Origin of the sequence: Pseudomonas sp. CFBP 8772, from assembly GCF_014841665.1 — a bacterium.
Taxonomy (GTDB): domain Bacteria; phylum Pseudomonadota; class Gammaproteobacteria; order Pseudomonadales; family Pseudomonadaceae; genus Aquipseudomonas; species Aquipseudomonas graminis_B.
Window position 1 is genome coordinate 315,278 of record NZ_JACYUI010000006.1, and the last position, 23,486, is coordinate 338,763.

The 23,486-nt window shown below is 62.0% G+C and carries 21 protein-coding genes; 19 read left to right on the forward strand and 2 right to left on the reverse strand.

Going from position 1 to position 23,486, the window contains the following annotated elements:
• Window position 1: 1 nt before the first annotated feature.
• The 18 genes from IFT99_RS15095 (at window position 2) to IFT99_RS15180 (ending at window position 19,626) form a co-directional block, all read left to right on the forward strand.
• On the forward strand, window positions 2–733 hold the full coding sequence (locus tag IFT99_RS15095) for a cobalt-precorrin-6A reductase (protein WP_192133293.1): 732 nt from the start codon (window positions 2–4) through the stop codon (window positions 731–733).
• Window positions 734–849: 116 nt separating this feature from the next.
• Entirely contained in the window at window positions 850–1,266 is a 417-nt protein-coding gene (locus IFT99_RS15100) for a DUF2946 domain-containing protein (protein WP_192133244.1), read from the forward strand.
• A 49-nt stretch (window positions 1,267–1,315) separates the two neighbouring features.
• The gene (locus IFT99_RS15105) at window positions 1,316–1,792 is read left to right on the forward strand and encodes a copper chaperone PCu(A)C (protein ID WP_065987744.1); all 477 of its coding nucleotides are present in this window, start codon (window positions 1,316–1,318) and stop codon (window positions 1,790–1,792) included.
• A gap of 25 nt (window positions 1,793–1,817) precedes the next feature.
• Window positions 1,818–2,300, forward strand: coding sequence for a DUF2946 domain-containing protein (locus IFT99_RS15110; protein WP_274605129.1), 483 nt, complete (start codon window positions 1,818–1,820; stop codon window positions 2,298–2,300).
• 86 nt (window positions 2,301–2,386) lie between these two features.
• Complete coding sequence (locus tag IFT99_RS15115) at window positions 2,387–3,760, forward strand: PepSY-associated TM helix domain-containing protein (protein ID WP_192133248.1); 1,374 nt, start codon at window positions 2,387–2,389, stop codon at window positions 3,758–3,760.
• A 264-nt stretch (window positions 3,761–4,024) separates the two neighbouring features.
• Window positions 4,025–7,489, forward strand: a complete 3,465-nt coding sequence (locus tag IFT99_RS15120) for a dermonecrotic toxin domain-containing protein (protein WP_192133250.1) — start codon at window positions 4,025–4,027, stop codon at window positions 7,487–7,489.
• 250 nt (window positions 7,490–7,739) lie between these two features.
• Window positions 7,740–9,005 (forward strand): urea ABC transporter substrate-binding protein, encoded by a 1,266-nt coding sequence (gene urtA / locus IFT99_RS15125; RefSeq protein ID WP_122533769.1) that lies wholly within the window; start codon window positions 7,740–7,742, stop codon window positions 9,003–9,005.
• 186 nt (window positions 9,006–9,191) lie between these two features.
• Window positions 9,192–10,781, forward strand: coding sequence for an urea ABC transporter permease subunit UrtB (gene urtB, locus IFT99_RS15130; protein WP_192133252.1), 1,590 nt, complete (start codon window positions 9,192–9,194; stop codon window positions 10,779–10,781).
• Complete coding sequence (urtC, locus tag IFT99_RS15135) at window positions 10,781–11,860, forward strand: urea ABC transporter permease subunit UrtC (protein ID WP_192133254.1); 1,080 nt, start codon at window positions 10,781–10,783, stop codon at window positions 11,858–11,860. Before urtB ends, urtC begins: the two co-directional genes overlap by 1 nt.
• Window positions 11,857–12,711 (forward strand): urea ABC transporter ATP-binding protein UrtD, encoded by an 855-nt coding sequence (gene urtD / locus IFT99_RS15140; RefSeq protein ID WP_192133256.1) that lies wholly within the window; start codon window positions 11,857–11,859, stop codon window positions 12,709–12,711. The genes urtC and urtD overlap by 4 nt, the downstream gene beginning before the upstream one ends.
• A 109-nt stretch (window positions 12,712–12,820) precedes the next feature.
• Window positions 12,821–13,519, forward strand: a complete 699-nt coding sequence (gene urtE / locus IFT99_RS15145; protein WP_192133258.1) for an urea ABC transporter ATP-binding subunit UrtE — start codon at window positions 12,821–12,823, stop codon at window positions 13,517–13,519.
• Window positions 13,520–13,572: 53 nt separating this feature from the next.
• Window positions 13,573–14,418: an urease accessory protein UreD gene (locus IFT99_RS15150; RefSeq protein ID WP_192133260.1), complete on the forward strand. Its 846-nt coding sequence runs from the start codon at window positions 13,573–13,575 to the stop codon at window positions 14,416–14,418.
• Between the two features lie 199 nt (window positions 14,419–14,617).
• Window positions 14,618–14,920, forward strand: coding sequence for an urease subunit gamma (locus IFT99_RS15155; protein ID WP_020293711.1), 303 nt, complete (start codon window positions 14,618–14,620; stop codon window positions 14,918–14,920).
• A gap of 61 nt (window positions 14,921–14,981) precedes the next feature.
• The gene (locus IFT99_RS15160; protein WP_192133262.1) at window positions 14,982–15,533 is read left to right on the forward strand and encodes a GNAT family N-acetyltransferase; all 552 of its coding nucleotides are present in this window, start codon (window positions 14,982–14,984) and stop codon (window positions 15,531–15,533) included.
• 26 nt (window positions 15,534–15,559) lie between these two features.
• Window positions 15,560–16,096 (forward strand): GNAT family N-acetyltransferase, encoded by a 537-nt coding sequence (locus IFT99_RS15165; RefSeq protein ID WP_192133264.1) that lies wholly within the window; start codon window positions 15,560–15,562, stop codon window positions 16,094–16,096.
• On the forward strand, window positions 16,093–16,398 hold the full coding sequence (locus tag IFT99_RS15170; protein ID WP_192133266.1) for an urease subunit beta: 306 nt from the start codon (window positions 16,093–16,095) through the stop codon (window positions 16,396–16,398). The genes IFT99_RS15165 and IFT99_RS15170 overlap by 4 nt, the downstream gene beginning before the upstream one ends.
• Window positions 16,399–16,546: 148 nt before the next feature.
• Window positions 16,547–18,247: an urease subunit alpha gene (gene ureC, locus IFT99_RS15175; RefSeq protein WP_192133268.1), complete on the forward strand. Its 1,701-nt coding sequence runs from the start codon at window positions 16,547–16,549 to the stop codon at window positions 18,245–18,247.
• A 245-nt stretch (window positions 18,248–18,492) separates the two neighbouring features.
• A complete protein-coding gene (locus IFT99_RS15180; protein WP_065987759.1) occupies window positions 18,493–19,626 on the forward strand; it encodes a sensor histidine kinase in 1,134 nt (377 codons plus the stop codon).
• Window positions 19,627–19,681: 55 nt separating this feature from the next.
• Here the strand turns inward: IFT99_RS15180 and IFT99_RS15185 are convergent, their stop codons facing one another.
• On the reverse strand, window positions 19,682–19,978 hold the full coding sequence (locus IFT99_RS15185; RefSeq protein WP_192133270.1) for a chaperone modulator CbpM: 297 nt from the start codon (window positions 19,976–19,978) through the stop codon (window positions 19,682–19,684).
• A gap of 2 nt (window positions 19,979–19,980) precedes the next feature.
• Window positions 19,981–20,946, reverse strand: coding sequence for a curved DNA-binding protein (cbpA, locus tag IFT99_RS15190; protein ID WP_192133272.1), 966 nt, complete (start codon window positions 20,944–20,946; stop codon window positions 19,981–19,983).
• 294 nt (window positions 20,947–21,240) lie between these two features.
• Between cbpA and IFT99_RS15195 the strand changes: the two genes are divergently transcribed.
• The gene (locus IFT99_RS15195; RefSeq protein ID WP_192133274.1) at window positions 21,241–22,506 is read left to right on the forward strand and encodes an Hsp70 family protein; all 1,266 of its coding nucleotides are present in this window, start codon (window positions 21,241–21,243) and stop codon (window positions 22,504–22,506) included.
• Window positions 22,507–23,486: the final 980 nt, after the last annotated feature.

The window sequence follows — 23,486 nt, forward strand, 5'->3', positions numbered from 1 at the left end:
CCTGAAATGCGTACTGTTGCTCGGCGGCGTCACCGACGCACTGGCGATCGCCCGTACGCTGGGGCCTCAGCACGTTTACAGCCTGGCGGGCGTGGGTCGCGTGCCCACCGACCTGCGCTGCGAAGTCCGTGTGGGCGGGTTCGGCGGCGCTGAAGGGCTGGCAAACTTCGTACAGCAAACAGGCATCGATCTAATCCTGGACGCGACGCACCCTTACGCTGCGCAGATGAGCCAGAACGCTGTCACGGCGGCAAAGCTGACCGGTGTTCCCTGCTGGGCATTGCGTCGACCCGCGTGGCAGGCGGGGCCGGACGATGACTGGCGCGAAGTTGCGGACTGGGCAGAATTGATCGCCGCCCTCACCCCCTTTCAACGCCCCCTGTTCACCTTGGGCCGCGAACCTTTGCAGCACCTGCACGAGATTCCCGCCCATCAGTTCTGGACGCTGCGGGCCCTGGACATCTACCCCGGCAACGAACGCTGTGAAGTGATCGGCGCGCGCGGCCCTTTCCGGCTGGAGGATGAGCGCGAGTTGTTCGAGACTCGCAACATCGACGTCCTTATCAGCAAGAACAGCGGCAGCACGGCCACCGAGCCGAAGCTGGAGGTGGCGCGGGAGCGCGGGGTGCCGGTGCTGGTGTTGAAACGGCCGATGCTGCCGGAGGTGGATCGGGCCTTTTGGAGTGTGGGCGAGGTGTTGGCTGCGTTGCAGAATGCTGAAGATGCCAGCTAGCTGTGTGGCATCCGTCTGGCCCCCTGCTGAACCCTTCCTGAACCAAACCCGCCCCGCGACATAACGTCGCGGGCGGGCTTTTTACATCTGGCGGCTGATCAGGCTAAATGGCCGGCATGAGAAAACAACAAGATCAAATCATCACGCAGAAGCGGCGCCGGGCGTTCGCCTGGGTGGCCTGTTTCGCACTGTTGTTCGGCGTGCTGGCGATGCCGATGACGCCGACCATGCCGCGCCCCGAGGGTGAGCGGCTGGTCTGGGGAAGCGTCTGCACAGACGCCGCATCACGCCTGGCCATGACGCCCGTTGAAGTCATCGATAAACAATCGTCCTATCACCCCGACATCGCGTTCGTGCAGCACTGCGCCTGCTGCACAAACGCCACGCCACTGGTTGCAGTGCCGACCCTCATCGGTTTTGGATTGTTCGCCCTGGTCGAACCGGTACGTTTCCCTGTTGCGGTATTGGTGCTGCGTGCGCCGCTCCGTCAGCACTGGCCTGAGCGCAATCCGCACGCATCGCCCCGGGTCTGATGAGTCGACCTTGCCTTGGCGCACCTGAATGAACCGGAGACCTGCGTTGATGCTGAACAAAATCCTCCTGCTGATCGCCCTTGCGCTGCCAGCGGCTTTCGTTGAAGCCCAGGATTACACCAAGGGCCAATTGGTCGTCGCGCAGCCATGGTCCATGGCGTTGCCGCCCAACGCGCCCACCGTCGCTGCCTATTTTGTGATCACCAACGGAGGCGCGGAGAACGATAAGCTGAAAGCGGTCGACAGCCCCATCGCCGGTGCCGCTCAGCTGCATGAGCACGTCAGCCAGGACGGCCTGATGAAAATGCAGCACGTCGAGACGGTGGATATCCCCGGCGGCGGCACCGCGACATTCGCCCCCATGGCCTATCACGTCATGCTGCTGGATCTGAAAGACCGCGCCCGACTGATCGACGGGCAGAGCTTCCCCCTCACACTGCACTTTGAGAAAGCGGGCGACCTGACCGTTGACGTCATGGTATTGAAACAGCCACCCGATGCTGCCGCCCCGGCCCACGCCCACTGACCCGCCGAATCCCGACGCCGCCCCCTTGAACCGTCCGCCCGCGAACCGCGCCCGATCAGCCCACGCCCCTCGTCACTCGCAGGGTGCGTGGCTGAGCCTGTTCGCCATGCTGATGATCTTCATCGGCCCGCTGATCTCGCAGTCGATGCCCATGGAGCATCACAGCAGTATGGCAATACCTGCGCCGACTTCGATGTCGATGTCGATGCATGGCGAAATGGACATGTCGGCCTCGATGGACATGGCCATGGAGATGGGCGCGGGCGAACACAGCGGCCACGCCAAGGCCGAACTGGACGCCGGCGTCGATCACGTCATCTGGGCCAAATGCGGCTATTGCACACTGCTGTTCAGTTGCCCGGCGCTCACCAAAACCGTCGCCGTCCTGGCCCCCGTCCCGCCCAGACCCGCTGACTTCTACAACGAGGCCACGCAACTCGGCCACGCCCAGCGCAACGTCTTCCCCAACGCCCGCAGTCGCGCGCCGCCCCTCTCGTCAGTCGCCTGAACGCCACAAATTGACTCGCACCCGCTGACGGCTTCTCTGGCTGCCAGCGGGTTGCGCCGTGTTTTCCCTGACGGGAGCGTTGCACCATGTCCAAACCTAATGTGTCTTTCTACAACCTGGCGTGGCGATGGCATTTCTATGCCGGCCTGTTCGTCGCGCCGTTCATGATTCTGCTGGCGGTCACCGGGATCATTTACCTGTTCAAACCTCAGCTCGACGCGCTGATGTACAGCGACCTGCTGACGGTTAAACCCGCGCACCACTCACTCAGTGCCGATGACCTGCAAAAGCGTGTGCTGACGGCCTTTCCACAGGCTCAGGTGAGCAAATACCTGCCGCCGCTGAATGCCGAGGGCAGCGCGCAGTTCGTGGTCAAAAACGCCGGCCGCGACATGAACGTGTTCATCGATCCCTACAGCGGCACGGTGCTTGGCACCCAGGACGCAAAGCAAAACCTGCAAGCCATCGCGCGCGAACTGCACGGCGAACTGATGATCGGCACCGTCGGCGATCGGCTGGTGGAACTGGCCGCCGGCTGGGGCATCGTGCTGGTGGTTTCGGGCGTGTACCTGTGGTGGCCACGCGGTCGATCACCCGCCGGCGTGCTCTGGCCTCGTCTCTCCGCCCGAGGCCGCATTCTCTGGCGCGACCTGCACGCGGTGACCGGATTCTGGGGGTCGGTGGCGCTGCTGTTCATGTTGCTGAGCGGCATGACCTGGACCGGCATGTGGGGGAAGGTGTATGCCGATGTCTGGAACACGTTTCCGGCGGCGATGTGGAATGACGTGCCCAAGTCGGACAAGCAGGCGGGCGCCTTGAACAGCGCCAGTGTGCAGACCGTGCCGTGGGCCATGGAAAACACGCCGATGCCGGTGTCGTCCGGGGATCACGCCGAGCACATGAATCACGCGCACATGTCCAGCGCTCCCGCAGCGCCGGGCATCTCCCTGCAGCAGGTAGTGGACATCGCCAAGGCGCGCACTATCGAACCGGGCTACAGCATCACCCAACCGAAAACCGCCGATGGCGTGTTCACCGTCTCCGTGTTCGCCGACGACCCGCGCAATGACGCCACGCTGCATGTCGATCAGTACAGCGGCAAGGTGCTGGCGGACGTGCGTTACAGCGATTACAGCACCGTGTCCAAGGCCACTGAACTGGGCGTGATGCTGCACGAAGGCAAGATGTACGGCTGGGTAAACCAGCTGCTGATTCTGTTCATCTGCCTGATGGTGCTGCTGAGTTCGGTGAGCGGAATCGTGATCTGGTGGAAGCGTCGCCCGCAGAACGGTTTCGGCGTTCCGCCGTTGCGTCATGACCTGCCGCGCTGGAAAACTGCGACCGTGGTGATGGTCGCGCTGGGCGTGGCGTTTCCGCTGGTAGGGGTTTCGATGATGGCGGTATGGATGCTCGATCGAATAGTGCGTTCGCGCTTTGCCAAAACGGCGACAACAGCTTAGATTGCGTCTCGCGGAGCCTGGAACCTCTTTTGGGTGGTTTAGTGATGAATTCCTCCTCATTTCGGGTTTCAGGCTTCGCACCTGTTTTTTTGCTCGTCGAATGCCCCACCTCCTCCGCGAAAACTCCTACCCGTCTGGTCGCTTTTCCTTTACCTCCAGACCTGGTTCCGCCTACAGACGTACGCCTCACGCCCTGACTCCATGAAACGAGTCGCCGAACCCGTCGGTTCTGCGAGTCATCCCTCATGCATACGAACAGGCGCCATGAATTCCACGAACGTTACCGCTCCATCCATGCTCGACGTCGACAGCTCTGCCTTGACGATTTACACACTCCCCGATTTCACCCAGGCCCTTGAACAGACGCTCACTGACTGCCTTCGCCTGAGCCATCGCGGGCTGGCGTTCGATTACGCCCGTGCCCGGCTGGTCTGCCAGGAGCGAAGCATCGAACCCGGCGCAACCGAAGTCACCAGCAGCTACCCGCTGATTGCCAGCCTGACAGCCCATTTCACCGGGCTTTTTCAGTGGCAGAACGTCGAGTCTGCCGGGCTCTACGCCACCGAGTTTCCTTTGTCTGACACGCCCTCCATCGGCGGGCTGGACCGCGACGCACTGATCGCTCTGTATGCAGCCGTCGCGCAGGCCCTGCCCGACCGCTACAAACAGACACTCTCGGATCATTGGGCAGAGGTTCAGCCCTCCGGCAAAACGCGGCGTGAGGACTTCCTCGCCGACCGGGTCAAATTGCTCAGGCTGGAGGGCCAGATGCGGGTCGCAAAAGGTGAATTTCGGCCGCATCTGTACAGCATGCTCGATGCCACGCTGGATTACGGCATGGACACCTCGGCAGACCCGCTGCAGAAACACGACGTGTTCAACCTGTGGCTGGGAACACACTCCACCGCACTGTTTCCCCTGACCGGGGCGTTTGTGATCACCGAGCAACGCAGCGATCAGGTTCCGGCTACCGACGACGAGTCAGTCGGAGAGGTCGTCCTTTACACCCCTGCCAGCAGTCTGGAACGATTCGATTCAGTGAATCAGCTCACCGCCACCCTCACCCGCCGCCTTGCCGACGAGACGCAACGCCGCCAGTTACTGGGCCATCTCAGGCTCAACGATGTCATCACAATGGCGCTGCCCAACGCTGACGTTGAGCAGCCCCCTGTACGCTGGGGCCTGCAGAAGCTGGGCAATAATTTCATGAGCCTGCTGCTGACGTCGCAGATCATCAAACAGAAGGCTGACTTCGACCACGCAGTGAACATCGCTCAATCCCTGAACCTCAATCAGCCGTCGTTTCAGCGCCTCATTCTCGAGTTGATGGCCTCGGATCAGCTGTTCGACAACCACCGCATCGAGCGGCAGCTGGATTGCGATGTGGTCCGCGAGCAGATGCCTGACTGGTGGGACAAAATGAGTGAAGAACAGCGGGCCGAATGGACCCGCGATGCCACGGCTTACGCGCAGTCTATCCGGGCCATCCGCCGCATCAGTCTGGAGCACTTCAACACGCCGCAAGCTGACGGCGCCCACGTCCTGACGGCCTACGTCGATGCCACGGTCACCGCCGCACTGGCAGAGAAAAACATTCAACTGGCGCCTCGACAGATTCAGGTCATTGCGACGTTCCCGCATCTCAACGCGTCCCTGTTTTACCCTCTTACCCCGACAGAAACGACAACCCGGTCGCAGACCCACTCGTTGCACGCAGTGGCCCACAAAGACGCCCTACGGACGACCATCCAGTACGCCAGCGATATACGGGCTGCAGACGAACACGGTGCAGCGATACCGGGGCTTTCCGGCGTTTTCGTGAAAGAGCTGCTGGCGCGAATCCAGATTCCAAAGCGGCTGGACGACTACCTTGCCGAGCACCTTGATCACTCCGAGTACGCTGCCCAGCTGAAGCACCACCACCGCGAGTTGCTGCTGGCGAGACTGGGCATGGCGTATGCGGAGAGTCAGCTCAACGGATTTCCCGAAAACCGTCTGCGCTGGATCAAAGCGGTACTGGACGGCCCGGATTCGCAGCAGCGTACAGAGGTGGACGAGTTCAGTATCGAGGTACGAATGCTGCACATCAGCGGGGTCATGATCCCGGACGTCATGTTGATTGCCCCGGTCGGCAAATTCAGCAAGGGGCCTCTTGTCCTTTGCACGCTCAACGCCCCGGATAACGTAGTGTTCCGCGCATTCGACAGCATGTTCCACCTCACGCAGGCGTTTCTGGAACGCGACACGTACAAATCCTACATGGCGAGGCTGCTGCCGCTGGCCGATAGGGGGCAGGCTCGACTGATGCTTGATTACGAGGAGTCGCTCAAGCACTGGCGTCTCCCGGATGTACTGGCGTCGCTGCCGAACCCGGTTCCCATCCCGTCCCACTTTACGCATCCAGTGGTGTTTGTGACGCAGACCGGCGATCTGTTCGACGACTATTTCGGGGTCAGGATCCGCCAGTTGAAAGAGGAGGCGAAATCGCTGCTGATCCAGCCCGACACCGGCGAGTCCCGATGGCAAACCTTCGACATGGTCGTGAGCGTGGCGCTGCTGCTGTTGCCCCCGCCGGTCATGATCCCCCTCGCGCTTGGAATGGGCCTGGCCAACGCCTGGAGCGGCTTTCAGAAAGTCGATGAAAACGACTGGGACGGTGCTGCACAGGAGTTTATGGACGCGGCCGGTTATCTGCTGACTGCCGGTGTCTCGCGAGCAGGTGGCGCAGCCTTCAAGGGCCGTCAACTGGCGGCGATAAAACGCCCGCACCTGGTTCGCCGCATCGGACGGCATGGACAGGTGCAGATCGGCTATCTGCTGTCACCCGCTGGAGCGCCCTACTTTACCGAGTCGGGCATGATCACGCGGCTTGACCCGAAGAAATTTACCGAGATCACCCTCGACTCTGAAAAGGCCTACGTGGCTCGACGGTTCAACCTGTTCGGGCGGTGCCGCCTGTACCGCACCTATTACCGAGACCCCGCGCTGCTGATCCATGAGGACGAATACGTTGTGCGGACAAGGACCGGGGGCTGGCGCAAGGTCTCGCAGCCAGTGGTGCGCCTGGCACCGAGCGCGAGTCGACAGGCCCGGCATGACCTGAGCCTGCTGCTCACCGGATGGCCGTTCCCGTCCGAGGGTATTAGCATCGCTGAACCGTCCCTTGATGAACCCCGGTTCCTGGCCCTGGCCGAACGCGCGAGAGCGGAGCTGTACCCCGAGCTGCTCGACTACATCGAAGGCGGTTCCGCAGAGATCAATCAACTCCTGAGAAGCGGAGCGCGGACGCCCCGGACCCAAGCGTTTCTCAACCAGTTCTACCGCTTGCGGTCATGGAAAGGCGATGCGTTCCGTGCAGCGCGCGTTACGAACGAGGGTCTGCAGCAACTGCGACGTGAGCTCGGCGCGGTGTTTGTGGACTCGGGGGTGCAATCGGCGTCGATCAGCCGAGGGAATGCCGTGCGCTGGAGCCTGGACAGGTTCGTGACGGACCAGGCATCAAGTAATACGCACCCGGTGTTTCTGATCTTTGCGCCGTCGGTACCGAAGAAGAACATGTTCTCGGATTTTCTTGCCGACCACGTCGCTATCCCGCCCGGCACCCGCGTTCAGCTCAGAGCGTTTCAAGAGGTGAACGGACAGGCGTTCGCCTATTTCACCGCGCCGGACAACATCGTCTACGAAACCTTTGATCTGTTTACGGGGGAGCGTGAGCTTTTCGTGAGGTAGCAGCCCTTGCCGAGTGCGCCAGGCCAGTCAAACGAGGGGCGCCGGACGGTATCGCACCAGTTGAGCGCGCTTGACGCACCACCCGCCCCGCACCGATCCACATTGGTGCGCGGCGCCGGGTTCACGCGAAGTTTTGATTCCATTTTGCGACGAGCGCAGCCTTGGCCCAGCGTTTGCTAAAGCCTAAGCAGACGCAACTGTGCACCGCCAACAGCCGTCATCTAAAAAAATCAGAGAATGGAGCTAGCCAATGAAGCGTCGTAGTTTGCTGAAAGCGTTCACTTTGTCTGCATCGATCGCAGCGATGGGTTTGACCTGGACCGCTCAGGCGGCCGAGACCATCAAGGTCGGCATTCTGCATTCTTTGTCCGGCACCATGGCCATCTCCGAGACCTCGCTCAAGGACATGGCGCTGATGACCATTGATGAAATCAACGCCAAGGGCGGCGTCAACGGCAAGATGCTTGAGCCTGTGGTGGTCGACCCCGCGTCGAATTGGCCGTTGTTTGCCGAGAAGGGCCGCCAGTTGCTGACCCAGGACAAGGTCGCCGTGGTGTTTGGCTGCTGGACCTCGGTGTCGCGCAAGTCGGTGTTGCCGGTCTTCGAAGAGCTGAACGGCTTGCTGTTTTACCCGGTGCAGTACGAAGGCGAAGAGATGTCGCCGAACGTGTTCTACACCGGGGCCGCGCCCAACCAGCAAGCGATTCCTGCGGTTGAATACCTGATGAGCGAAGACGGTGGCGCGGCCAAGCGCTTCTTCCTGCTGGGCACCGACTACGTTTACCCGCGCACCACCAACAAGATTCTGCGCTCGTTCCTGCACTCCAAAGGTGTCGCGGACAAGGACATCGAAGAGGTCTACACCCCGTTCGGTCACAGCGATTACCAGACCATCGTGTCGAACATCAAAAAGTTCGCGGCGGGCGGCAAGACGGCGGTGATCTCAACGGTCAACGGTGACTCCAACGTGCCGTTCTACAAAGAGCTGGGCAATCAGGGGCTGAAGGCCACCGACGTACCGGTTGTAGCCTTCTCGGTCGGCGAAGAAGAACTGCGCGGCGTCGACACCAAGCCGCTGGTGGGCAACCTGGCGGCGTGGAACTACTTCGAATCGGTCAAGAACCCCGTCAACACCAAGTTCGTCGCCGACTGGAAGGCCTACGCCAAGGCGCACAACCTGCCGAACGCCGACAAGGCCGTGACCAACGACCCGATGGAAGCCACGTACGTGGGTATCCACATGTGGGCGCAAGCGGTCGAGAAAGCCAAATCCACCGACGTGGATAAAGTCCGCGAAGCCATGGCTGGCCAGACCTTCGCCGCGCCGTCGGGCTTCACCCTGACGATGGACAAGACCAACCACCACTTGCACAAACCGGTGATGATCGGCGAGATCAAGGCTGACGGTCAGTTCAACGTGGTGTGGCAGACCAAAGAGCCGATTCGCGCCCAGCCTTGGAGTCCGTTCATTCCGGGCAACGACAAAAAGCCTGACTACGCAGTGAAGAGCAACTAAGGAAAACAGGGTAAACGGCCGGTTGAAATGTTCCGGCTGAACCTTTCCCTGTGGGAGCGAGCTTGCTCGCGAATGCGATCTCACCGAGATCGCAGATGTCGTCTGACATCACGTGATCGCGAGCAAGCTCACGCCTACAGGTTCCCTGCATGACATTGCGTCATGCGGGTGCTCCCAGGACTCGATATGCCCAGATACTTCCACCACCTCATTCTCGCGCTGTGCCTGTGGCTGCCCTTCGCCGCCCACGCCAGCGATGCCGGCGACTTTGTCGCGGCCCAATCCTCCGAGCGCGCCCAACTGCTGGAAACCTGGGCCGCCAGGCCTGACCCGGCGCGCGTCGAGTTGCTGGTTGCCCTGCAGGACGGCCGCGTCGCCGCCGACAGCAGCAACCGGGCGTTCATCCAGAACGGCGACAGCTTCATCGCCGTCGACCCTGCCGCTCCCGCGCTGGCCGATGCGCCAAACCCCGACACGCCACAGGCCATTAGCCTGAATAACCGCCTTCGCGGCCTGATCAACACCGCGCTGGCCAGCCATCAATTGCTCGCTGCCGATCCCAAGGTTCGCCTGGCCGCCGCGCAAATCCTGCAGAAAAGCGCCCGTCCGGCGCAATTGCCGTTGCTGGTGCAACAAGTGGCGAGCGAACAGGACGACAGCGTCCATTCGGCCCTTAATCTGGCGCTGGCCAACCTGCAGCTGGTGGACGTGAGCCCTACCGTGCGGCTCGCCGCGGTGCGCCTGCTCGGTGAGACCGGTGACCCGCTGGCCCGCACCCGGCTGGAAACCCTGCTCGAACCCAACGTTGAAACCGACCCCACCGTGCGTCTGGCGGCGGAGACAAGCCTGGCTCAGGTCAAACGCAAATTGATGATCGGCGAGATCCTCGGGCAAGCCTTCGCCGGCCTGTCGCTGGGGTCGATTCTGCTGCTGGCGGCGCTGGGGCTGGCGATCACCTTCGGCCTGCTCGGCGTGATCAACATGGCCCACGGCGAGATGCTGATGCTCGGCGCCTACGCCACCTACGTCGTGCAGATGATGTTTCAGCGCTACGCCCCCGGCGCCCTTGAGTTTTATCCGCTGGTGGCGCTGCCGATCGCGTTTTTCGTCACCGCGTGCATCGGCATGGCCCTGGAACGTACGGTCATCCGCCACTTGTACGGTCGCCCGCTGGAAACACTGCTGGCGACGTGGGGCATCAGCCTGATGCTGATCCAACTGATTCGCGTGGTGTTCGGCGCGCAGAACGTCGAAGTGGCGAACCCGGAATGGCTGTCGGGCGGCATTCAGGTGCTGCCCAATCTCGTGCTGCCCTGGAACCGCATCGTCATCATCGCCTTCGCGCTGTTTGTCGTCGTGCTGACCTGGCTGCTGCTGAACAAAACCCGCCTGGGCCTGAACGTGCGTGCCGTCACCCAGAACCGCAACATGGCCGCCTGCTGCGGCGTGCCCACCGGGCGCATCGACATGATGGCCTTCGGGCTCGGCTCCGGCATTGCCGGCCTGGGCGGCGTGGCACTCAGCCAAATTGGCAACGTCGGTCCTGACCTGGGCCAGAGCTACATCATCGACTCCTTCCTCGTGGTCGTGCTCGGCGGCGTCGGTCAACTGGCCGGCAGCGTCACGGCGGCCTTCGGGCTGGGCATCGCCAACAAGATTCTCGAACCGCAGATCGGCGCGGTACTGGGCAAGATCCTGATCCTGGCGCTGATCATTCTGTTCATTCAGAAACGTCCGCAAGGCCTCTTCGCACTCAAAGGACGGGTGATCGACTGATGAATCAGCCATTGATGGTCACTGCCGCGCAACGCGCCGGCACCCAAGTCACGATCGCGGTCGGCGTGGTGATTCTTGCCTTGCTGATCGCCCTGCCGTTGCTGTCCCTGCTACCCGAGAGCAACAGCCTGCAAGTCTCGGCCTACACCCTGACGCTGGTGGGCAAAATCCTCTGCTACGCGATCGTCGCTCTGGCACTGGACCTGGTCTGGGGCTACGCCGGCCTGCTGTCCCTCGGCCACGGACTGTTCTTCGCGCTGGGCGGTTATGCGATGGGCATGTACCTGATGCGCGAGGCGTCGGGCGACGGTCTGCCGGCGTTCATGACCTTTCTGTCGTGGACCGAACTGCCGTGGTACTGGGTCGGCACCCAGCATTTCCTCTGGGCCATGTGCCTGGTGGTCCTGGCACCGGGATTGCTGGCGCTGGTGTTCGGTTTCTTCGCCTTCCGCTCGCGGATCAAGGGCGTGTACTTCTCGATCATGACCCAGGCCCTGACCTTCGCCGGAATGCTGCTGTTCTTCCGCAACGAAACCGGCTTTGGCGGCAACAACGGTTTCACCAACTTCCGCAGCATTCTGGGGTTCAGCATCACCTCCCAGGGCACTCGCGCGATGTTGTTTCTGCTGACGGTGGCGCTGCTGGCGGGCAGCCTGTTTGTCGGCTGGCGTCTGGCCCGCAGCAAGTTCGGTCGTGTGTTGACCGCCGTGCGCGATGCGGAGAACCGTTTGATGTTCTGCGGCTACGATCCGCGCGGTTTCAAGCTGTTTGTCTGGGTGTTGAGCGCCGTGCTGTGCGGGCTGGCCGGGGCGTTGTACGTGCCGCAGGTGGGCATCATCAACCCGAGCGAAATGTCGCCGACCAACTCCATTGAAGCGGCCGTCTGGGTCGCGCTGGGCGGTCGCGGCACGCTGATCGGCCCACTGCTCGGCGCCGGTCTGGTCAATGGCATGAAGAGCTGGTTCACCGTGGCCTTCCCTGAATACTGGCTGTTCTTCCTCGGCGCGCTGTTCATCGTGGTGACGCTGTACCTGCCCAAAGGCGTGATCGGCCTGATCAAGAAAAGGGGCGAGCAATGAAAGTGACTCCCACGCCCGCATTCGACCCAGTGCTTGATCCAAACAGCGACGCCGGTACCAGCCGCGACGCCATCGGTCTCGGCCAGGCTGCCGGCAAGGGCCTGAACACGCTGCACGGCACCATCCTGACGCTGGAAGACATCAGCGTCAGCTTCGACGGCTTCAAGGCCCTCAACGATCTGAATCTGTACATCCGCGTCGGCGAGCTGCGCTGCATCATCGGCCCCAACGGCGCGGGCAAGACCACGCTGATGGACGTGATCACCGGCAAGACCCGCCCCAGTCACGGCAAGGCCTGGTTCGGCGAAACCCTGGACCTGACCAAGATGAGCGAAGTGCAGATCGCCCAGGCCGGCATCGGCCGCAAGTTTCAGAAACCGACGGTGTTTGAAGCGCTGAGCGTGTTCGAAAACCTGGAGCTGGCGCAGAAGACCGACAAATCGGTGTGGGCCAGCCTGCGGGCAAAGCTCAATGGCGAACAGCGCGACCGCATCGACGAGGTGCTGGAGACCATTCGCCTGACCGCGTCGATGTCGCGCCCCGCCGGGCTGTTGTCCCACGGTCAGAAGCAGTTTCTGGAGATCGGCATGTTGCTGGTCCAGGACCCGCAACTGCTGCTGCTCGACGAGCCTGTCGCCGGCATGACCGACGCCGAAACCGAATTCACCGCCGAGCTGTTCAAAAGCCTGGCCGGCAAGCACTCGCTGATGGTGGTCGAGCACGACATGGGCTTCGTCGGCACCATCGCCGACCACGTCACCGTCCTGCACCAAGGGAGTGTGCTGGCGGAAGGATCGCTGGAAGACGTGCAGGCGGATGACAGAGTTATCGAAGTGTATTTGGGGCGGTAAACCGCCCAGCGGCAAGCTTTTAGCTGCAAGCGGCGAGCTGAAGCCAAACGCATGACCCGCTTTTTCTTGCAGCTTGCAGCTTGCAGCTGATGAATCCGAGGAAATCAAATTGTTAACCGTCAGTCAGCTGCATCAATTCTACGGCGGCAGCCACATCCTCCGCGGCCTGTCGTTTGACGTAAAAATCGGTGAGGTCACGTGCCTGCTCGGTCGTAACGGCGTGGGCAAGACCACGCTGTTGAAAGTGCTGATGGGGCTGCTGCCCGCCAAAGAAGGCGTGGTGCAGTGGGAAGGCAAGCCGATCACCGGTTTCAAGCCCCACCAGCGCGTGCATTCCGGCATCGCCTACGTGCCCCAGGGCCGGGAGATTTTCGGGCGGCTGACCGTTGAGGAAAACCTGCTCATGGGCCTGTCACGCTTTCCGGGATCGGAGGCGAAGGAAGTCCCGGCGTTCATCTACGAGCTGTTCCCGGTGTTGCTGCAGATGAAGCACCGGCGCGGTGGCGACCTGTCCGGCGGTCAACAACAGCAACTGGCGATCGGTCGCGCCCTCGCCAGTCGCCCTCGCCTGCTGATTCTCGACGAACCCACCGAAGGCATTCAGCCCTCGGTGATCAAAGAAATCGGCGCGGTGATCAAAAAGCTCGCCGCCCGCGGTGACATGGCGATCCTGCTGGTCGAGCAGTTCTACGACTTTGCCGCCGAGCTGGCGGACCAGTACATCGTCATGTCCCGCGGCGAGATCGTGCAGCAGGGGCGCGGCGAAAACATGGAGGCCGAAGGCGTTCGGGGTCTGGTCACCATTTAATTAATGCGCCGATCAGCTAAGGTACTGACCTTCGATAAAACGATAATCGACTTATGAATCTTCCTGCCCACACCGCCCTGTTCACCCCCAGCTGGCATGCCGAGCTGGAGCTGGCGTATGGGCGTTTCGGCGACAGTACGCGCCCGACCCAGCGACGCCACAAAGGTCCGTTGCGGGTGCAAAAGCATCTGTACGCCGAAGGCCCGCAGGTCTGCCAGCACATCATCGTTCACCCGCCGGGCGGCATTGCCGGCGGCGATCGGCTGGACATCAGCGCCAGCGTCGGCGCCAACGCCTGGGCACAACTGACCAGCCCCGGCGCAGCGAAGTGGTACCGCGCAGCGGGTCCGGCCTATCAGCAACTGGACCTAAAAGTCGCTGCAGGCGGCACGCTGGAGTGGCTGCCGCAGGAATCCATCGTGTTCAGCGAGGCGAAGGCTGAACTGACCACGCGGATCGATCTGGAAGGCGACGCCCGGCTGTTCTACTGGGACGTGGTTGCGCTGGGCCGGCCGGCCAGTGGGGAGCGTTTCGATCAGGGCCACTTTCAGGCGCATCTGGATATCCGGCGTGACGGCAAGCTGTTGTGGCACGAGCGCCAGCGCATCGTCGGCAATGACGGCTTGCTGGATTCGCCTATCGGCCTGGCCGGCAAGCCAGTGTTCGCGACGCTGATCGTGACCGGGGAAATCGACGCAGAATTGATGGAGCGCTGCCGCGAGCTGGCCGCACATTCAGCCGTACGCGGCGACCTCAGCCAGTTGCCAGGGTTGATCATCGCCCGCTGCCTGGCAGACGAAGCCCTGCACGCGCGGGCCTGGCTGATTGAATTATGGAAGCTGCTGCGCCCTGCCCTGTTGGGCCGCGAAGCAGTCGCGCCGAGGATTTGGAGTACTTGATGGAGCGCGTTCCCCGATCCGCTCCCTCGGGAACACGCATAGACATCCTGTAGGAGTGAGCTTGGTCTGGGCCGCATCCGGACGATAGCGATCCGTCAGATAGGAATATGCCTCTGACACACCGCAATCGCGAGCAAGCTCACTCCTACAAGTACATTGCAGCGCTGACTTATTCAGCTATTTAAGACGGACAAAACCCATGGATCTGACCCCACGCGAAAAAGACAAGATGCTGATCTTCACCGCAGGCCTGGTCGCCGAGCGACGGCTGGCACGCGGTGTGAAGCTTAATTACCCGGAAGCGATGGCCTTCATCTCCGCCGCCCTGCTGGAAGGTGCGCGTGACGGCCAGACCGTCGCCGACCTGATGCACTACGGCACCACCCTGCTGACCCGTGAACAGGTGATGGAAGGCATCCCGGAAATGATCCCGGAGATCCAGGTCGAGGCGACCTTCCCGGATGGCACCAAACTGGTCACCGTGCATCAGCCGATTGCCTGAACGGCCCATTGAACCTGAGAAGCCCGTTGAAACAGCCACACAGGAACCCGTGGAAACGAACATGACCTATTCGATCCGTGACGCTTTGCTGACTGACATGCCTGCCGTGCTGGCGATCTACAACGACGCCGTGCTCAATACCACGGCGATCTGGAACGAGCAGCCGGTGGACCTTGCCAACCGCGAAACCTGGTTTGCTGCGCGCCAGGCACAGGCGTACCCGATTCTGGTCGCCGTCGACGACGAGGATCAGGTGCTGGGCTATTCGTCGTTCGGCGACTGGCGACCCTTCGAGGGGTTTCGTCACACCGTCGAGCACTCGGTTTACGTGCGCGCCGATCAACGGGGCAACGGCCTGGGTCCGCTGCTGATGAAAGCGCTGATCGAACGCGCCCGCGCCTGCGACAAGCACATGATGGTCGCGGCCATCGAAAGCGGTAATGCGGCGTCGATTCACCTGCACGAGCGCCAAGGGTTTATCACCACCGGGCAAATGCCCCAGGTGGGCACCAAGTTCGGTCGCTGGCTGGACCTGACCTTCATGCAGCTGGACCTGTCGCCCGGCGCCTCTGCCCCACCTTCGCAAGCGCCCGGCCTCACGCCTGTCGCCTGAATGTTCATTCTGAAAGGATTTCGCCCATGAATGCCGCCCACTTACGCCGTGTCACGTCTGAAAGCTTCGCGCATTACCGCTCAGGCCTGGTGGCGCTGTTGCTGGACGCCGTCCGCCACGGGGCCTCGGTCGGCTTCATGGCCGATCTCGGCGCTGAAGAGGCGGCCACGTGGTGGGACGGGGTCAAGGCCGAGGTTGAGCAGGGTGACGTGCTGCTCTGGGTGGTGGCAGAGGAAGACCAGGTGCTGGCGACGGTGCAACTGGCGCTGTGCCAGAAGGCCAATGGCCTGAACCGCGCGGAGGTACAGAAATTGCTGGTGCTCAGTCAGGCACGCCGGCGCGGGCTGGCGACGCAGTTGATGACCGCCGTGGAACAGGCAGCGCAGCAGCAACAGCGCGGGCTTTTGTTTCTGGACACACTGGCCGGTTCCGATGCCGAAGATTTCTATCGCGCGTCGGGGTATGAGCTGTCTGGCCTGCTGCCGGACTACGCCTGCAACCCCGACGGCGAGTACAAGGCCACGGCCATTTACTACAAGTTACTGTCGAGGAAGAGCGCATGATTCCTGGTGAATACCAGATCCAGCCCGGCGACATCGAGCTCAACGCCGGTCGCCGGACCATCATCCTTAGCGTCGCCAACAGCGGAGACCGGCCAATTCAGGTCGGCTCGCACTTTCATTTTTTCGAAACCAACGACGCCCTGACCTTCGACCGCGCCGCCAGCCGGGGCATGCGCCTGAACATCCCCGCCGGCACCGCCGTGCGCTTCGAGCCGGGACAGGCGCGGGAAGTGGAACTGGTGGACCTGGCCGGGTTGAGGCGGGTTTTCGGGTTTGCGGGAAGAGTTATGGGTGAACTGTAAAACGCGTTCACTTTCCAGCCAGGTCAAGCTGCAAGCGCCAAGCCACAAGCCACAAGCGCCAAGCACAGCAGTCCGCGGCGTACACAACATTCGCTTTTACTTGCCGCTTGCCGCTTGAGGCTTGCCGCTTTGATTCGAGGAACGAAGTATGAAGATCAGCCGACAAGCCTACGCCGACATGTTCGGCCCCACTGTCGGCGACCGTGTGCGTCTGGCCGACACCGAGCTGTGGATCGAGGTCGAGCAGGATTTCACCGTCTATGGCGAGGAAGTGAAGTTCGGCGGCGGCAAGGTCATTCGTGACGGCATGGGCCAGGGCCAGGGCGTGGCTGCCGAAGTCGTCGACACGCTGATCACCAACGCGCTGATCATCGATCACTGGGGCATCGTCAAAGCCGACGTTGGCCTCAAGGACGGGCGCATCGCGGCCATCGGCAAAGCCGGCAATCCGGACATTCAGCCCGGCGTGACCATCGCCATCGGCGCCGCCACCGAAGTTATCGCTGGCGAAGGCATGATCCTCACCGCCGGCGGCGTCGACACGCACATCCATTTCATCTGCCCGCAGCAGATCGAAGAAGCGCTGATGAGCGGCGTCACCACCATGATCGGCGGCGGCACCGGCCCGGCGACGGGCACCAACGCAACCACGGTCACGCCCGGCAAGTGGCACATGATGCGCATGTTGCAGGCTGCCGAAGCGTTCCCCATGAACATCGGCTTTACCGGCAAAGGCAACGTCAGCCTGCCCGAGCCGCTGATCGAACAGGTCAAGGCCGGCGCCATCGGCCTCAAGCTGCACGAAGACTGGGGCACCACGCCTGCGGCCATCGATAACTGCCTGAGCGTCGCCGATCAGTACGACGTGCAGGTCGCGATCCACACCGACACGCTGAACGAGTCCGGCTTCGTCGAAACCACACTGGGGGCGTTCAAGAACCGCACCATTCACACCTACCACACCGAAGGCGCCGGCGGCGGTCATGCACCGGACATCATCAAGGCCTGCGGCTTCCCTAACGTGCTGCCGAGCTCGACCAACCCGACCCGGCCGTTCACCCGCAACACCATCGACGAGCACCTGGACATGCTGATGGTCTGCCATCACCTGGACCCGAGCATCGCCGAAGACGTCGCGTTCGCCGAGAGCCGCATCCGCCGCGAAACCATTGCCGCCGAGGACATCCTTCACGATCTGGGCGCGTTCTCGATGCTCAGCTCCGACAGCCAGGCCATGGGCCGCGTGGGCGAAGTGATCATGCGCACCTGGCAGACCGCCGACAAAATGAAACGCCAGCGCGGCCCGCTGCCGGGGGACGGCGAAGGCAACGATAACTTCCGCGCCAAACGCTACATCGCCAAATACACCATCAATCCGGCCATCACCCACGGCATCAGCCATGAAGTGGGCTCCATTGAGGTGGGTAAATGGGCGGACCTGGTGCTCTGGCGGCCGGCCTTCTTCGGGGTGAAACCGACGCTGATCCTCAAGGGCGGCTCGATTGCCGCCAGCCTGATGGGCGACGCCAACGCTTCGATCCCGACCCCGCAACCGGTTCACTACCGCCCGATGTTTGCCAGCTACGGCAGCTCGTTACACGCCAGCAGCCTGACGTTCATCAGCCAGGCGGCCTTTGACGCCGGGGTCCCGGAGCAGCTGGGCCTGAAGAAACAGATCGGCGTGGTCAAGGGCTGCCGCAGCGTCACGAAGGCGGACCTCATCCACAACGACTACCTGCCAAAGATCGACGTCGACCCGCAGACCTACCAGGTCAAGGCCGACGGCGTGCTGTTGTGGTGCGAGCCGGCGGACGTGCTGCCGATGGCGCAGCGGTATTTTCTGTTCTAAGGGTATTAGTCCGTTTTTGTAGGAGCGTGGCTTGTCCCGCGATCTGGTGCGCAGCGCCAGTGAAATCCATGAATGCGAAGATCCAGCTATTCCGTGATCGCCGCTTTTCACGACGACTTTGTCGCCGATCGCGGGACAAGCCACGCTCCTACAATGAAAGCGTGCAAATCCGTGATGCTTCCTGCAACAACATGGCGGTACTATGCGCGCTCTCATTCAGCGCCCCGGCAGCAAGGTAGTTCCCCATGCGTCTTTCGGACTTCATCGTTCAGAATGTGGATCGCATCGTCGATGAGTGGGAACGGTTTGCGGCCACGCTGACGCCCGCCGCCGCCCAGATGAGTTCAGCCGAGCTGCGCGACCATGCCGAGGCGATCCTGCTCGCGGCGGCGCGTGACATGAACACCGCTCAGACCAAAGCCGAACGCATCGCCAAGGCGCAGGGCGAAGACATCGGCAAAACCCCGACACTCGATCAGGCCGCCTCCAGTCATGGTGAATTGCGCCATATCGTCGGGTTTGACCTGGTGCAGATGACTTCAGAGTTCCGCCACCTTCGGGCCACGGTCGTGCGCTTCTGGGCAGAAAACCAGATAGATCCACAGGTCAGTCACATCACCGACATGATCCGCTTCAACGAAGCCATCGATGAAGCCCTGGCCGAGTCGACGGCGGCCTACGCCGATCGCGTGACACGTTCCCGTGACATCTTTCTTGCCATTCTCGGTCATGACCTGCGCGCGCCCTTGCAGGCCATCGGCATGTCGTCCGAAGTGCTGATGCGCAAGACTACGCTGGCAGACGCCGAGCTTGGGTACATCAAACGCATCAAAAGCAGCAGTTTGTTGATGGGGACAATGATCAGCGACTTGCTGGAGTTTGTTCGCAGCCGTCTCGGCGTCACGCTGCCGGTCGAGCGCAAGCCCATGGAGATGACCCTGGCCTGCCGCGAGGCCATCGACGCCGCCACGGCAGGACAGCCTGATTGCAACGCAGTGTTCACCAGCACCGGTGACACCCGGGGCGAGTGGGATCGGGCACGCATCGCGCAGTTGCTGCAAAACCTGATTGGCAATGCCTTGCAGCATGGCGCGGCGACGCGGCAGGTCACCGTGAAGCTCACCGGCAGCGAAAACCATGTGAGCCTCTCGGTGCATAACGGCGGGGAGCCTATCGCGGAGGAAGCCATCGGCAGCATCTTCGACCCGCTGGTCCGCTCGGCCAACGAAAAAACCGGCATCCACAACCCTTCCACCAGCCTGGGCCTGGGGTTGTTCATCGTGAAAGAGGTGGTGAATGCCCATAACGGCAGCATCACAGTTGTGTCCAACGTCGGAGACGGCACGACGTTTAACGTGGAATTGCCGAAGAAAGGTTAATAAGCGTTGAGCAGCGAGCACAACCCGTGTGGGGAGTGAGCTTCAGTCCAGCGCTTCAATCCACAAACCGCCCCAGCCGCTGCCTGAGCATGCGGTTTTCCGCCCTGACGTGTTCGAGCTCTTGCAGAAGGTCCAGCGCCAAAGCGACGCCGTCCCATTCCAGCTGCAATTCGCGATGCAATTTGACCGCACGCCTGCCGATCGACAACGCGGCACTGTCGAACAGCCACTCATCCGGCTGCATTCCCTGGGGTTCGAGAATGCCGTGCTCGACAATCTCGATGACGAAGGCGGCCGGCAGGTCGACCACCTCACAGAACTCCTGCATGTCTATGACCAGGGTATTGCTCATGATCAGTTACTCCATTGAGCCCTCGGATCGAACGCGGCCTGCTGGGCCAGCTTCTCCCACAGCGCTTTGGTCGCCTCATCGGTGGATTTGGGCATGACGATTTTCAGTTGCGCGTACAGATCGCCGCGCTGGCCCTGCTTGTTCAGCAGACCATTGCCTTTGACCCGCAGCCGCTGACCGTTCTGACTGTCCGGGCGGATGGTCAGGTTGATCTTGCCGGTCAACGTCGGCACCGCCACCTTGGTGCCGAGGGCTGCTTCCCACGGCGCGATCGGCACCGTGATAATCAGGTCATGCCCCTCGACGTCGAACATCGGGTGCGGCGCCAGGCGGATGATCAGGTACAGATCGCCCTTCTCCCCACCGGCAACGCCCGGCGCGCCCTGCCCCTTGAGGCGGATGCGCTCCCCATCGGTGACGCCCGCGGGGATCTTCACATTCAACGTCTTGGTGATGTCGGCCATGCGCTGACCGCTGGCGCTGTGTTGCGGCACCTTGAAGCTGATCTGCTTGGACTCGGTGGAGAGGGTCTCCTCCAGAAACACCGCCAGTTCCATCTCCACGTCCTGCCCTCGACGCCCCGGGCTCTGCGCCCGACCGCCTTGCTGACCACCGCGATTACCGAAAATGGAACTGAAAAAGTCGGAGAAATCGCCGTTTTCGAAGCCGCCGCCACCAAAGCCCTGACCCGCGCCCGCGCCCGCGCCGCCGCGGCCCTGCCAGCCAGGCGGTGGCTGGAACCGGCCCTGACTGCCGTATTTGCGAATCTCGTCATATTCGGCGCGCTTTTCAGGGTCGCTGAGCGCTTCATACGCTTCGGAGGCTTCTTTGAATTTGTCTTCCGCGCCAGGCTCTTTGCTGACGTCGGGGTGATACTTGCGCGCGAGCTTGCGATAGGCGGTCTTGATCGTCTTCTCGTCCGCCGTCGGCTCTACGCCAAGGATCTTGTAATAGTCTTTGAAGTCCATCTGACGATCACCCAATTCTGGAATATCCAGCCCAGTCCGCAGCGTGTTCCACATGTGAACGCTGGCTGCGTTGAACGTTGCAATGTTATCGGCACGCCGTCCCGCGAATTGAAACGCTGTCCAGACCGGCCAAATGCATTAAGAGTTGCCTGCTAGATTGGGGCTCGGTGCCACAGTTCAAGCCAAGGGCCGGAAATAGATGCCGGACGGGCGATAAACCGACGTTTCGCGCTACGCATCCGGCGCGCACTCGCATACACTGCGCGGCCGTTTTTTGACTGGTATGCAAAGCAGATGAGCACTCCATCCCCGGCCCGTGCCCTTGGCATCGATTTTGGCACGTCCAACTCCACGGTCGGCTGGCTACGCCCTGGAGTGGAAACGCTGATCGCACTGGAGGACGGCAAGATCACGCTGCCCTCGGTGGTCTTTTTCAACATCGAAGAGCGCCGCCCGGTCTACGGTCGTCTTGCGCTTCACGAGTACCTCGAGGGCTACGAAGGCCGCCTGATGCGCTCGCTCAAGAGCCTGCTGGGTTCCAAGTTGATCAAGCACGACACCAGCGTGCTCGGGACAGCGATGCCGTTCAAGGACCTGCTCGGGCTGTTCATCGGCGAACTTAAAAAGCGTGCTGAAGCTGCTGCCGGTCATTCCTTTGAGCACGTCGTGCTGGGCCGTCCCGTGCATTTCGTCGATGACGACGCTGCCGCCGACCAGGAGGCAGAAGACACGCTGGCCGATGTGGCGCGCAAGATCGGCTTCAGGGAGGTTTCCTTCCAGTTCGAGCCCATCGCAGCGGCCTTCGACTACGAGTCAACGCTGAACCGTGAAGAGCTGGTGCTGATCGTCGACATCGGCGGCGGTACGTCGGACTTCTCGCTGGTGCGCCTGTCGCCGGAGCGTCGCCTGATTGATGACCGTCACACCGACATCCTCGCCACGGGCGGCGTGCACATCGGCGGTACCGACTTCGACAAGCAGCTGAGCCTGCAGGGCGTGATGCCGCTGTTTGGTTATGGCAGCCGGATGAAAAGCGGCGCCTACATGCCAACCAGCACACACATGAACCTGGCGACCTGGCACACGATCAACTCGGTGTATTCGCAAAAGTCGCAACTGGCGCTGGGCAGCATGCGCTATGACATCGAAGACACCCAGGGCATTGATCGGCTGTTCAGACTGATCGATCAACGCGCCGGTCACTGGCTGGCGATGGAAGTCGAAGAAACCAAGATCCAGCTGACCCACTCGGAAAATCGCCTGGTGCCGATGGACCGCGTCGAGCCCGGCCTGAGCGTGGACCTCACGCGGCAGTTGTTCGAATCGTCAATTGACGCCTTGCTCGAACGCGTGCGCGGCAGTGTGACGAATCTGTTGAATGACGCAGGCGTGGGTGTGACCGATGTCGACACCGTGTTCTTCACCGGCGGCTCCAGCGGCATCCCGGCCCTGCGCAACAGCGTCGCCGCCATGCTGCCCAAGGCCCGGCACGTCGAGGGCAACATCTTCGGCAGCATCGGCAGCGGGCTGGCGATCGAAGCCAAGAAGCGTTACGGCTGATCCCCCGCGGGGCGCTTGTAGGACTGGCTTTAGCCGGGAAGGCGTCAGGTGTCACGCCGCAAAATTGATGGTGTCTGCGCAGGCCTCTTCCCGGCTGAAGCCGGTCCTACACATCGCAGGCGCATCGTAGGACTGGCTTTAGCCGGGAAGGCGTCAGGCGTCACGCCGCGAAATTGAGGGTGTCCGCGCAGGCCTCTTCCCGGCTGAAGCCGGTCCTACTGAACATCGCGGCCCCACTGACTGACCGTGTGTACTTTGTGGGACCGGCTTTAGCCGGGAAGGCGTCGGGTGTCATGCGGCAAAATTGAGGGTGTTCGCGCAGGCCTCTTCCCGGCTGAAGCCGGTCCTACTGAATATCGCGGTCCCACTGACTGACCGTGTGCACTTTGTGGGACCGGCTTTAGCCGGGAAGGCGTCAGGTGTTACACCGCAAAAGTGAGGTTGTCTGCGCAGGCCTCTTCCCGGCTGAAGCCGGTCCTACTACATCGCGGGCGCATCGTAGGACTGGCTTTAGCCGGGAAGGCGTCAGGCGCCACGCCGCGAAGTTGAGGCTGTCCGCGCAGGCCTCTTCCCGGCTGAAGCCGGTCCTACTGAACATCGCGGTCCCACTGACTGACCGTGTGCACTTAGTGGGACCGGCTTTAGCCAGGAAGGCGTCAGGCGTCACGCCGCAAAATTGAGGGTGTCCGCGCAGGCCTCTTCCCGGCTGAAGCCGGTCCTACACATCGCAGGCGCATAGTAGGACTGGTTTTAGCCGGGAAGGCGTCGGGTGTCACGCCGCGAAATTGAGGGTGTCTGCGCAGGCCTCTTCCCGGCTGAAGCCGGTCCTACACATCGCAGGCGCATCGTAGGACTGGCTTTAGCCGGGAAGGCGTCAGGTGTCATGCCGCGAAATTGAGGGTGTCTGTAGTGGTCAACTAATTCCGGACACCTCGATAGGTTGTTTCAAGGCCACCGTCCGTTCGTAAACGGTCGGTGGC